The sequence below is a fragment of the Pseudoxanthomonas winnipegensis genome (genome assembly GCF_030322905.1).
In the GTDB taxonomy this organism is placed as follows: Bacteria; Pseudomonadota; Gammaproteobacteria; order Xanthomonadales; family Xanthomonadaceae; genus Pseudoxanthomonas_A; species Pseudoxanthomonas_A winnipegensis.
In genome coordinates this window covers 2442362-2454862 of record NZ_CP095475.1, presented here as the reverse complement: position 1 = coordinate 2454862, position 12501 = coordinate 2442362, and the positions used below count along the sequence as shown (strand labels likewise).

Annotated in this window: 8 protein-coding genes; 3 read left to right on the top strand and 5 right to left on the bottom strand. The window is 69.7% G+C overall.

The window, feature by feature from the left end; genetic code table 11:
- Nucleotides 1-140: 140 nt before the first annotated feature.
- On the top strand, nt 141-1304 hold the full coding sequence (locus MWN52_RS10945; RefSeq protein ID WP_286574671.1) for a zinc-dependent alcohol dehydrogenase: 1164 nt from the start codon (nt 141-143) through the stop codon (nt 1302-1304).
- Between the two features lie 155 nt (nt 1305-1459).
- Here the strand turns inward: MWN52_RS10945 and MWN52_RS10940 are convergent, their stop codons facing one another.
- The 4 genes from MWN52_RS10940 to MWN52_RS10925 all read right to left on the bottom strand — a co-directional run bounded on the left by MWN52_RS10940 (nt 1460) and on the right by MWN52_RS10925 (nt 6122).
- Nucleotides 1460-2851 (bottom strand): coniferyl aldehyde dehydrogenase, encoded by a 1392-nt coding sequence (locus tag MWN52_RS10940; protein WP_286574670.1) that lies wholly within the window; start codon nt 2849-2851, stop codon nt 1460-1462.
- Complete coding sequence (locus MWN52_RS10935; RefSeq protein WP_286574669.1) at nt 2848-4446, bottom strand: GMC family oxidoreductase; 1599 nt, start codon at nt 4444-4446, stop codon at nt 2848-2850. Before MWN52_RS10935 ends, MWN52_RS10940 begins: the two co-directional genes overlap by 4 nt.
- Nucleotides 4447-4492: 46 nt before the next feature.
- Nucleotides 4493-5122 carry a TetR/AcrR family transcriptional regulator gene (locus tag MWN52_RS10930; protein ID WP_286574668.1) on the bottom strand — a complete coding sequence of 210 codons (630 nt, stop codon included), beginning with the start codon at nt 5120-5122 and terminating at the stop codon, nt 4493-4495.
- A gap of 97 nt (nt 5123-5219) precedes the next feature.
- Entirely contained in the window at nt 5220-6122 is a 903-nt protein-coding gene (locus MWN52_RS10925; RefSeq protein WP_286574667.1) for a LysR family transcriptional regulator, read from the bottom strand.
- Between the two features lie 182 nt (nt 6123-6304).
- Between MWN52_RS10925 and MWN52_RS10920 the strand changes: the two genes are divergently transcribed.
- Together MWN52_RS10920 and MWN52_RS10915 are read left to right on the top strand one after the other, a co-directional pair.
- Nucleotides 6305-7078 carry an SDR family oxidoreductase gene (locus MWN52_RS10920; protein ID WP_286574666.1) on the top strand — a complete coding sequence of 258 codons (774 nt, stop codon included), beginning with the start codon at nt 6305-6307 and terminating at the stop codon, nt 7076-7078.
- A 479-nt stretch (nt 7079-7557) separates the two neighbouring features.
- Nucleotides 7558-8205, top strand: a complete 648-nt coding sequence (locus MWN52_RS10915) for a response regulator (protein ID WP_130522720.1) — start codon at nt 7558-7560, stop codon at nt 8203-8205.
- A gap of 657 nt (nt 8206-8862) precedes the next feature.
- Here MWN52_RS10915 and rne read toward each other — a convergent pair.
- Entirely contained in the window at nt 8863-12099 is a 3237-nt protein-coding gene (gene rne / locus MWN52_RS10910; RefSeq protein ID WP_286577721.1) for a ribonuclease E, read from the bottom strand.
- Nucleotides 12100-12501 lie beyond the last annotated feature (402 nt).

The following is a 12501-nucleotide window of genomic DNA, read 5'->3' as shown; positions in this document are numbered from 1 at the left end:
CGCACTGCAACGAACGCGTCGGCATGACAGACCGCACAGCTTGGCGTTAACAAAGATTGACGCCGGCGCGTGCCTGCTGTGCTACTGCGCTAACGGCACGGCGAGGAGGGTGGAAGGCCCGACTCACCGGAGATCCGAAGATGAAAGCGTTGACCTACCATGGTTCCAAGGACGTGCGCGTCGAGACCGTTCCCGATCCGCAGCTGGTGGAGGCCGACGACATCCTCCTGCGTGTGACGGCGACCGCGATCTGCGGATCGGACCTACATCTGTTCCACGGCAAGATCCCAGAGACCCGACACGGCGACATCTTCGGCCACGAGTTCATGGGCGTGGTGGAAGACGCGGGCTCGGCGGTGACCGAGGTGAGCGTGGGAGATCGGGTGGTCATCCCGTTCGTGATCGCCTGCGGCAAGTGCTTCTTCTGCGAGAACGAACTGTTCGCCGCCTGCGAGACGACCAACCCCGACGAGGGCGCCAGCGTGCGCAAGCGCTCGAAGATGACGCCGCCGGCGGCCCTATTCGGCTACTCGCATCTGTATGGCGGCGTTCCGGGTGGGCAGGCCGAATATGTGCGCGTACCCAAGGCGAACGTGGGACCGTTCGCGGTGCCCGGCAGTCTGGCCGATGAGAAGGTGCTGTTCCTGTCCGACATCCTGCCGACGGGCTATCAGGCCGTGCTCAACGCCAGGGTCGAACCGGGCTCCACGGTCGCCATCTTCGGCGCGGGTCCCGTGGGCCTGATGGCCGCGGCATGCGCACGCATGCTGGGCGCCGAGCGCATCTTCATGGTGGATTCGGAGCAGTACCGGCTGAACTTCGCGGTGAGCGCCTATGGCGTGATCCCGATCGACTTCAGCGAGGGCGACGCGTCGGAGCGGATCCTGGAACTGACCAACGGAAGAGGCGTCTCCGCGTCCATCGATGCGGTGGGCTTCGAGGCCAAGGGCAGCACCACCGAGACCGTGCTGAGCACGCTGAAGATCGAGACCAGCTCCGGCGAAGTGATCCGCCAGTGCATCTCGGCCACGCAGCGCGGCGGTGTGGTGAGCGTGCCCGGTGTGTATGCGGGCTTCATCCATGGCTTCCTGATCGGCGACGCCTTCGACAAGGGGCTCTCCTTCGCCATGGGCCAGACCCATGTGCACAAGTATCTGCCGGAGCTGCTGGGCTTCATCGAGGATGGCGATCTGGACCCGGACATCATCATTTCCCATCGCATGAAGCTGGCCGATGCGGCGCAGGGCTACAAGATCTTCGACGAGAAGCGGGAAGACTGCCGCAAGGTCGTGATGACGCCGTAGCAGGGGAGCAGAACGCGCCGCTCGCGAGCGGTGCGTCTGCGAAAGCAGGCGGCAAGTAACGCGCGCGAGGTGCGGTAGTGCGCTGATCGGATCACTCAAGGAAGCAAGGTGGCACCTTGCTTCCTTCTTCTTTGCACGAACCGGATCGCGCCGCCCTAGCGCGCCAACCAGCCGAACATGCGCCGCGCCAGCCCCGTCCACGGCGGACCGATCCGCTGGAACACATTGACCGGCCCGACCTTGAACACCGCGCGCGCATGGCTGAAGCGCTTGAAGCCTTCCTGCCCGTGGTAGGCGCCCATGCCGCTGGGGCCGATGCCGCCGAAGGGCAGGCTGTCCTGGGCGATATGCAGCAGCGTGCCGTTGAGCGTGACGCCGCCGGAAGTCACGCCGTCCAGCACGCGTCGCTGTACGGCGCGCTCGCCGCTGAAGCAGTACAGCGCCAGCGGGCGCTCGCGCGCGGCGGCGAAGGCGATGGCCTCGTCCAGATGGTCGTAGCCGATCAGCGGCAGGACCGGGCCGAAGATCTCCTCGCGCATCAGCAGGCTGTCCAGCGGCGGGTCGAGCACCAGCGTGGGAGCGATCTTCTCCGTCGCGCCGCCCGCATCGAGCGCCTGCACGCGCGCGCCGGCCGCGCGCGCCTGGTCCAGCGCCGACGCCAGCCGCTGCCGATGGCGTGGCGTGATCACCGCCGAATAATCCGCATTGCCCGCCACCGTCGGATAGCGCCGCCGTGCCGCATCCAGCACGGCGGCGGCGAAGTCGTCCAGCTTCGCGCGCGGCACCAGCACGTAGTCCGGCGCGATGCAGGTCTGCCCGGCGTTGAGGAACTTGCCGAAGGCGATCGCATCGGCGGCCTTGGCCAGCGGATAGTCCGCCGCGACGAAGGCCGGCGACTTGCCGCCCAGTTCCAGCGTCACCGGGGTGAGATGGTCGGCGGCGGCGCGCATCACCTCGCGCCCGACCGCGGTCGAGCCGGTGAACAGCAGATGGTCGAAGGGCAGGGACGAGAACGCCCTGGCCGTGTCCACGCCGCCGGTCGCCACGGTCACCAGGTCGGGCGCGAAGTAGCGCGCGACCAGCTGCGCCAGCAGTGCTGAAAATCGCGGGGTCAGCTCGGACGGCTTGAGCATCGCCCGATTGCCGGCGGCCAGCGCATCGGTCAGCGGGCCGATCGACAGCAGCAGCGGATAGTTCCAGGGCGCGATGATGCCGATCACGCCCAGCGGCTCGTAGCGCAGCCAGGCGCTGGCCGGCTGGAACACCACGTCCACCGGCCGGCGCACCTGCCGCATCCAGCGCTGCACATGGCGCTGGGCGTGGCGGATGCCGCGCAGCGCCGGCAGCACTTCCAGCATGCGCGTCTCGTCGTGCGAGCGTCCGCCGAAATCCGCGTCGATGGCCTGCACGATCTGCTCGACGTTCTCGCGCACCAGCTGTGCCAGCGTCTCCAGCCATGCGCGCCGCGTCCGCGCATCCGCCGCGGGCGTGACGCGCGAGGCCCGGTGCAGCGGTGCGAACAGCGTCTGCAGGTCATCGTGGTTCATGCGGCGCTCCTGCCGAGGATGAGATCGGCGGCCTTCTCGCCGATCATGGCCGACGGCGCCTGGGTATTGCCGCTGATCAGCGTCGGCATGATCGAGGCATCGGCCACGCGCAGGCCCTGCAGGCCATGCACGGTCAGGTCCGGGGCGACCACCGCGCCGACGCCGCGGCCCATGCGGCAGGTGCCGACCGGATGGTAGATGGTGTCGGCGTGGTCGCGGATCAGGCGCAGCAGTTCCGCGTCGTCCGGACGCGGGCTGGCGTAGAGCAGCTTGCCGCCGTAGCGCGCCAGCGGCGCGGCATCGAGGATGCGGTGCACGGCGCGTGCGCCCTTGAGCGTCAGCGCCACATCGTCCGGCGCGGAGAGGAAGTTCGGATCGATCAGCGGCGCCTGCGCCGGGTCCGGCGAGGCCAGGCGGATCCAGCCCCGGCTCTGCGGGCGCAGCGCGCACACGTGCAGGGTGACCCCACGCACCAGATGCGTATGCCGCGCGTGGTCGTCGACCAGCGCCGCGCAGAAGTGGAACTGCAGATCGGGGCGGTCCACTTCCGGCGCGCTGCGGACGAAGCCGCCGGCCTCGGCCAGGTTGCTGGTGAGCATGCCGTGGCCGCGCCGCCACGCCGGGAACGCCGCCGCGCCGCGCAGCAGCGTGTCCGGGCCGAAGCCGAGCAGGCCCGGGCCCTGCATGCGCTTGAGGCCCACATAGTCCAGGTGATCCTGCAGGTTGGCGCCCACGCCGGGCGCGTCGTGGACCACACCGATGCCGTGTTCGGCCAGGTGCGCGCCCGGCCCGATGCCGGAGAGCATCAGCAGCTGCGGCGAGCCGATCGCCCCGGCCGAGAGGATCACCTCGCGGTGGGCGCGGATCGTCTCGCGCCCGTGCCGGGTCACCACCTCCACGCCCGTCGCGCGGCGGCCTTCGCAGACGACGCGCTCGGCACGGGTGTCGCTGAGGATGCGCAGGTGCGGCCAGCGTGCGGCGTCGGCCAGGTAGGCCGAGCCGGCGTCCAGCCGCGCGCCGTTGCGCTGGAAGACCTGGTACAGGCCGATGCCTTCCTGGCTGGGGCCGTTGAAATCCGGGTTGGCCGCATAGCCCGACTGCAGCGCCGCCTCGATGAAGGCCTGCGAGACCGGGCTGGGCGAGGCCAGGTCGGACACCACCAGCGGCCCGCGGTCGCCATGCAGCGCATCGGCGCCGCGCTGGTTGGCCTCCGAACGCCGGAACAGCGGCAGCACGTCCTGCCAGCCCCAGCCCGGGCAGCCGGCGGCGGCCCAGCCGTCGTAGTCCTGCGGCTGGCCGCGCATGTAGATCATCGCGTTGATCAGGCTCGAACCGCCCACGCCACGCCCGCGCGGCACGTAGCCGCGGCGCCCGCCCAGCCCGGCCTGGGGCACGGTCTGGAACGCGTAGTTGCGCGCCGACTTGAACGGCACCAGCGCGGCGATGCCGGCGGGGATGCGCGAGAGTAGTGACGGGCCGGGCGGGCCGGCTTCGATCAGCGCGACGCTGGGCTTGTCCGCCGCGGCCGCCAGGCGCGCGGCCAGGGCGCAGCCGGCCGGTCCCGCCCCGACGATGACGTAGTCCGCTTCGCGCATGGTGTGGTCCTCCCGGCGCGGAGCATGGACATACTTGAGGAAGTCGTCAAATTTGTTGCGCTGCAGCCAGACTGCCGATGCCGCCGATCACCAGGCGAGTCATCAGCCCGGCCACCTCGTCGATGTCGATACGGTCGCGGCCCTCCAGCAGCAGCAGCGTCTCGATGCCGTTGGACACGATCAGGCTGGCGACCAGCGAGACCTGCCAAGGGGCCAGCGCCAGCCCCGGCATGCCGCGCACCACGTCGCGCCGGATGTCGCCGAGCAGCGAATCGATGCCGTCCAGGTCGTACAGCCGGGTGCGGATGTGGTGCTGGTTGCGCGCGATGAAGGGCAGGGCCGCCTCGATGCCCAGGATCAGCACCAGCAGGTCGCGGTAGGACAGCTGCAGCATGGTCTCCAGGTCGTCGGCACGGGCGCGCGCCTGCGCGGTGACCGCGCGCACCTGCGCCAGCAGGTCGCCCAGCAGTTCGTCGAACACCGCCTGCTTGGTGCGGTAGTCGTTGTAGAAGCTGCCGGTCGACGCGCCGCTGGCGGCGACGATGCCCGAGATCGTCGCCGCATCCAGCCCCTGCTGGGCGAACACCGACCATGCGGCCTGCTTGATGCGCTGGCGGCGCTGTTCGGAGGTCGCTTCGCGGCGTTTGGACGGCTTGTAGCGGCGCGGGGTGGTCATGGACTTCGGTGCATCGATCGGGCGCGGGCAGGCGAGCAGGGCGGCGCGGTCAGGATAGCCAGCCGCTCGTTGAACCCGCAGGCAGGCGCGCAGCGCTTCATGGTGCGATCGCTTCCTTGAGCAGCCGCTCGACCCAGTCGGCGAACACCTGCACCCGCCGCGACAGGTGCTGGCGATGCGGATACAGCAGGGTCATCGGCAGCGGCGCGGCGCGATGCCCGGGCATCACTTCCACCAGCGTGCCGGCACGCAGCGCGTCGCGCACGTCGTAAGCCGGGATCTGGATCAGCCCCAGGCCGGCCAGACAGCAGGCGATGCAGGCCTCGGCGTTGTTGACCGTGACCCGGCCGGGCACGTGCAAGGTCTTCGGCGTGTCGCCTTCCATCCATTCCCAGGGTTCGACCCGGGCGCTGGACGGTGAGGCGTAGTGGATCGCCCAGTGGCTGGCCAAGTCTTCGGGCGCGTGCGGCGTGCCGTGCCGGGTCAGATAGGCGGGGCTGGCGACATTGATCAGCGGCAGCGTGCCGAGCGTGCGGGCGATCAGCCCCGAATCGCTCAGCGGCCCGACCCGGACCACGCAGTCCACCCGCTCCTCGACCAGGTCGACCGCACGGTCGGTGACGCCCAGGCTGATATCGATCTCCGGGTATTCGTCGAGGAAGCCACCCAGCGCCGGGGCGATGATCAGCCGCCCGATGCGCCCGGGCACGTCCACGCGCAGTTTGCCCGAGGGCTTGGTCTTGCCCTGGCGGAACAGCGCCTCGGTCTCCTCGACGTCGGCGATCACCCGCAGGCAGCGCTCGTAGAAGGCCGCACCGTCCTGGGTCGGGGCGACCTTGCGCGTGGTCCGGTGCAGCAGGCGCACGCCGATGCGCCCTTCCAACTCGGCCACGGCGGCCGAGACCGAGGAGCGCGGCATGCCGAGCGTGTCGGCCGCGCGGGTGAAGCTGGCCACCTCCACCACCCGGACGAAGATACGGAACAGGTCGATCCGGTCCACGGCGCTGCGTTCCTCGATTGGTCAGGATCCACGACATGTGAAGTCACACATGCCAGCTTTATGTTCTTGTCCTGGATTATATGGTGTGAGGCACGCCCGCAAGCGGGGGAGGCGGTCTTCGTATCGCGTTCTTCCGAAGCTGGCCGACGTGGTTCCCGTCTTCCACAGCCAAGGATCTTCCAATGACCGACCATTCCCTCCAGGGCAAGACCGTCCTCATCGCCGGTGGCGCCAAGAATCTCGGCGGCCTGCTCGCCACCGACCTGGCCAAGCACGGCGCCAGGGCCGTGGCGATCCACTACAACAGCGCCTCCACCAAGGCCGACGCCGACAAGACCGTGGCAGAGATCAAGGCGACGGGCGCCAAGGCCTTCGCCTTCCAGGCCGACCTCACCACCGCCGCGGCGATGGAGCAGCTGTTCGCCGATGCCAAGGCCGCGATGGGCTCGATCGACATCGCGGTCAACACCGTGGGCAAGGTGCTGAAGAAGCCGATGACCGAGATCAGCGAGGACGAGTTCGACCAGATGAGCGCGGTCAACTCCAAGTCGGCGTTCTTCTTCATCAAGGAAGCCGGCAAGGCGCTGAGCGACAACGGCAAGATCTGCACGCTGGTGACCTCGCTGCTGGGCGCCTACACGCCGTTCTACTCCAGCTATGCCGGCACCAAGGCCCCGGTGGAGCACTACACCCGTGCCGCCTCGAAGGAGCTGGGCGACCGCGGCATCTCGGTGACCGCGATCGGTCCGGGCCCGATGGACACGCCGTTCTTCTATCCCGCCGAAGGCGCCGACGCGGTGGCCTATCACAAGACCGCCGCCGCGCTGTCGCCCTCGTCCAAGACCGGCCTGACCGACATCGAGGACATCGTGCCGTGGATCCGCTTCCTGGTGAGCGACGGCTGGTGGATGACCGGCCAGACCATCCTGGTCAACGGCGGCTACACCACCAAGTAAGCGCGGCGCCGCGGCCGGCCTCCAGGCATCCGGCTTTCACGCCTCCACCTGAAGCCGCCGCAAACCCTCCTACCGTCATTCCCGCGAAAGCGGGAATCCAGGGACTTTGGGGCTTGCGCGCGGAGCCGCAGCAGGCGCCCAGGCCTCCACCGGACGTCGCCGCTAACCCTCTACCGTCATTCCCGCGAACGCGGGAATCCAGGGACTTTGGGGTTTGCGTGCGAACGTCCATGGATTCCCGCCTTCGCGGCAATGACGGGGGCTTGTCTGCGGGTGGGCGGGAATCTCTGGACACTCCCGCCGCTGAGCTCGTTCCCATCCGGGCAACGACACCGGTTGATCCAACTTCCCGGCGCGCCCGTGTCCGGTGACACCCCGCGCACTTCGCCACCGCAACCAGCTCGCGCCCTTGCCCAGTTTCACCCGCCGCGAGTAGGCTGACCACGGGAGCGGCATATGCCTACAAGGGGATGGCAAGGATGACGATCCGGGTATTTCTGGTGGACGATCATGCGCTGGTGCGGACTGGCCTGAAGCTGATCCTCGCCGGCCAGGTGGATATCGAGGTGGTCGGCGAGGCCGAGAGCGGCGAGGAAGCGCTGCCGGCCATCCGCAAGCTCAAGCCCGATGTGGTGTTGTGCGATCTGCACCTGCCCGGGCTCAGCGGCTTCGACGTGACCGAACGCATCGTGCGCGGCGACTACGGCAGCCGCGTGATCATCGTCTCGGTACTTGAGGATGGCCCGCTGCCCAAGCGGCTGCTCGAGGCCGGTGCCTCGGGCTATGTCGGCAAGGGCGGCGATGCGGCCGAGCTGCTGCGCGCGGTGCGCGATGTCTCGCGCGGCAAGCGCTACCTGGGCAGCAACGTGGCGCAGAACCTGGCGCTGTCGAGCATGAGCGAGGAGGCCTCGCCGTTCGACGACCTCAGCGCGCGCGAGCTGGAGGTAGTGATGATGCTGGTGCAGGGCCTGCGCCAGAGCGAGATCGCCAAGCGCCTCAACCTCAGCCCCAAGACCGTCAGCACGCACAAGACGCGCCTGCTGGAGAAGGTGCAGGTGCAGGACACGATGGCGTTGGCGCGCCTTGCGGCGCAGTACGGGCTGATCGATCCGTCGAAGAGTCTTTGATGGTGCGAGGGCGGCACGTGCGCGCGCGGCAGATGCCGGTGTGCTGCAGGCGTGTGATCGCTTTGCGTGCGCCGCTCAGGCTGGGGCTGGGTAGGGCGCTGGCAGAGCGAGCTCGCCGAGTGTTCCCCTGATCCGATCAATCGGCGCTCGTCATTCCCGCGAAAGCGGGAATCCATGGACGTTCGCACGCAAGCCCCAAAGTCCCTGGATTCCCGCTTTCGCGGGAATGACGGGCTGTTGGTCCGGGCGCACAGACTGTTCGTCCCTTCGTAGGGACACGCAAAAGGCCACTCAAAGCCCGCGCAAAGCACCACGGGCGTGTGGGTCCCCGCCGCAGCGAAACCTCTACCGTCGTTCCCGCGAACGCGGGAACCCAGGGACTTTCGCTCCGCAGTGCAGCGGGCGCTGGATGGTCAGATATGCGTCTGCCAAGAAGCACTCCCCGCGTTCGCGGGAATGACGGACCGATGGTCCAGTCGTAAGGACTGTCGGTTGCTTCATACGGGCTAGTCGTCCCTTCGTAGGGACGCGAGAACGTAAAGGCAAAGAGCCACTCAAAAGGTCACGCAAAGCGAAACGGGCGCCTGAGGGCGCCCGTTCCGTTTCATCCCGATGCCGGGCCTGGCGATGAAGCCGGGCCCAGCCTGCGTCGCTGGCTCAGGCGCTGCGTTCGCTGTCGGTCGTGCCGCTGTGGCTGTCGTTCTGCGCGGGCGCCTGTTCGTCGGGCACGCGCGGGGCGGGCGCCGGCTCGAACAGGTGGCGCGTCACCGAGCGCGGGGTCTGCGCGTCGGTGGCGAAGAACAGCGAGCCCGAGGCCGCCGCGGGCTTGGACGTCGGGGCATCGGCCGGCGTCTCGTCCTCGGTGGCCTGCGCGGTTGCCGGGGCTTCCTCGGCGGGCGGGGCCACTTCGGCCTGGACGGGCAGCTCGGCCTCGGGCGCGGTGCTGGCCATGGGGGCCTGCACCTCGGACGGCGCCTCCGCCGAAGTATCGGCGGTCGGGGCGGGGGTCGTCACCGGAAGCTGCTCGGGCGCGATCTCGGCCACGACCGGAGACGGCTCGGGCTGCACTTCGACGCTGACGTGCACTTCGGGACCTGCGGGAGCCGCTTCAGCGGTCACCGGCTCGGTCGCCGGAGCAGGCGTTGCCGCTTCGACGACCGGGGCGGCGACCTCGTGGGTCGGCGCCGGCGCATCGAACGACGACGCGACCTGCGGCTCCTCGGCGGGCGCCGACGGCTTGCTGTCCGGCGCGACGGCGGCGACCACGGCGGTGGCGCTGGCCGCGGCGACCGCGGCGGTGGCGGCCTCGGTGCGCACGCGCGGCTTGACCGCCGGCGCCGCCGGGGCGGGCGTCTCGGCGTCGTCGAAGTCGAACTCCGGCTGCGAGGACGACGGCACGACCACCGGCTCTTCCTCGCCGGCGGCATCCTGCTCGAACGCATCGCCAGCGGCCTGCTCGCCATTGCCACGACGGCGGCGGCGGCCACCGCGACGGCCGCGACGACGGCGCGGCGTGCCGTTGTCGTCGCCGGACTCGGCGCCGTCGGCGTTCAGTTCGTCCTGCTCGTCGCGCGCGTTGTCCCCGGTCTCGGCATCGGCATCGACGGCCAGCGGTGCGGCCGGCGCGGGCTTGGGCGCTTCGGCGACCGGTTCGGTCGTCGCTGCCGGCACGGGCTGGGGCGCCTCGGCGTTCAGGCCGGCGGTCACGGCCGTGGCGGCCAGCAGCTCGGGCGTGGCCTCGACCGGCTTGGCCGGCTCGCGCGGCGGCCTGGGCGCGCGCGGCTGCGCGGGCTGGGCCTGCTGCGCCGGGGCGTCCTGCTGCGGCTTGTCCTGCTGGGGCTTGGGCTGCTTGGGCGGGTTCTGGTTCTGCGCGGCCTTGGGCTGCTGCTGGGGCTGCTTGTTCTGCTGGCCCTCGCCCTTGTTGCGCGGCGCCTGACCGTTGCCGGCCTGCGCCTGGCCGCCGTCCCGGTTGCCACGCGCCTCGCGGTTGTCGCGACGCGCCTGGCCGTTGCCGTTCTGCTGGCCGCCGCGGGCGTTGTTGCCGCCCTGGCCGCGGTTGCCTTCGTTGCCGTTGCGACGCTGCTGACCGGTGTTGCCGCGCTCGTTGCGGGCCGGACGCGCCTCGCGCGCCGGCTGCGGCTGCGCGGCGACCGGCGCCGGGGCGCTGGCGGCGCCGAACACGCGCTTGAGCCAGCCGACCACACCGCCGGTGGCGGCGGCGACCGGCTGCGGCGCCGGGGCGACCGGCGCGGGGGCCGGTTCGACCGGAGCCGGCGCCTCGCGCTCCTGGCGGATCGGCGCGGGCTGGGCGTGCTTGACCGTAGTCACCGCCGGGGCGGCGGGGATGTTGAGCTGGGCCTTGGTCAGCGCATGCACCGGCAGCTTGCGCGGGGTACCGCGCTGGTAGCTGGGCTTGCTCGACTCCTCGCCCAGCTCGTTCTCGCGCAGGCGGGTCACTTCGTAGTGCGGGGTATGCAGCTGCTCGTCGGCGACGATGATGATCGGCGCGTCGTGGCGCTGTTCGATCTCGCGCAGCGCGTTGCGCTTCTCGTTGAGCAGGTAGTTGGCGATCTCCAGCGGCGCCTGCACCAGGACCTGCCCGGTGTTGTCCTTCATCGCGTGCTCTTCGGCCACGCGGATGATCGACAGCGACAGCGACTCGACGCTGCGCATGCGGCCATGGCCGTCGCAGCGCGGACACACGATCTGGCTGGATTCGCCCAGGCTCGGGCGCAGGCGCTGGCGGCTCATTTCCATCAGGCCGAAGCGCGAGATGCGGCCAAGCTGGACGCGGGCGCGGTCGTACTTGAGCGCGTTCTGCAGGCGGTTCTCGACCTCGCGCTGGTGCTTGGAGGAGGACATGTCGATGAAGTCGATCACCACCAGGCCGCCCAGGTCGCGCAGGCGCAGCTGGCGGGCCACTTCCTCGGCCGCTTCGCAGTTGGTGTGGAACGCGGTCTCCTCGATGTCGCCGCCCTTGGTGGCGCGCGCCGAGTTGACGTCGATGGCGGTCAGCGCCTCGGTCTGGTCGACCACGATCGAACCGCCCGAGGGCAGGCGCACGTTGCGCTCGTAGGCGGCCTCGATCTGCGATTCGATCTGGAAGCGGTTGAACAGCGGGATGTCGTCGGTGTAGTGCTTGAGCTTGCGCAGGTTGTGCGGCATCACCTGCTGCATGAATTCCTTGGCCGTCTCGTACAGCTCGGCGGTGTCGACCAGGATCTCGCCCACGTCGGAGCGCAGGTAGTCGCGCAGGGCGCGCACGATCAGGCGCGACTCCTGGTAGATCAGGAACGGTGCCGGCTTGGCCAGCGCGGCCTCGGCCACGGCCTTCCACACGCTCAGCAGGTAATCCAGGTCCCACTGCAGCTCTTCGGCATCGCGGCCCACGCCGGCGGTGCGGATGATCACGCCCATGTCGTCGGGGATGGTCAGCGCGTCCATGGCCGCCTTCAGCGCGGCGCGGTCGTCGCCCTCGATCCGGCGCGAGACGCCGCCGGCGGTGGGCGAGTTGGGCATCAGCACCATGTAGCGGCCGGCCAGGGAGATGAACGTGGTCAGGGCCGCGCCCTTGTTGCCACGCTCGTCCTTGTCGACCTGCACCACCACTTCCTGGCCCTCGCGCAGCAGTTCGCGCAGGCCGGCCTTGTGGTGGTCGACCCCGGACTGGAAGTAGTCGCGGGAGATTTCCTTCAGCGGCAGGAAGCCATGACGCTCGGCGCCGTAGTCGACGAAGGCCGCTTCCAGGGAGGGTTCGAGCCGGGTGATGCGGCCCTTGTAGATGTTGGACTTCTTCTGTTCCTTGGAGGGCTGCTCGATATCGATGTCGTACAGCGTCTGCCCGTCCACGATCGCCACGCGCAGTTCTTCCGCCTGCGTGGCATTGATCAACATACGTTTCATTGTTGCGTTCCTCGCGCTGCTACCGCGCGGGGCGCCATGGCGTTTTGCCTCTGGAACGTTCGGCCGCCCCTCGCGCGCTGCGCGGGTGGGGCGGGTTGGAGCTTCCAGCGCTTCGACACCACGGCGGGCCGCGGGAGCGCTTTGTCATGTGTCGGTGTTGCGGGACCGTCGGCGACCGCCCGGGAAGGGCCGTTACCGCGCGGGACGTGTTCAGCTTCGGATGTCTGACGCATCCGGCGGGTGTCGGGGCCTGCCGGCGAGCCGCTAACATGGCCGCCCCGGGGGCGGTGGTCGCGCACTGTGCCGGGCTTTCGCGAGGGAAGCTGGGCTTCTGGCCCGTGTAGAACTTTCCTGCGAAATCAAACCCTTATCTCGCATCGCCGAGTGTAACAG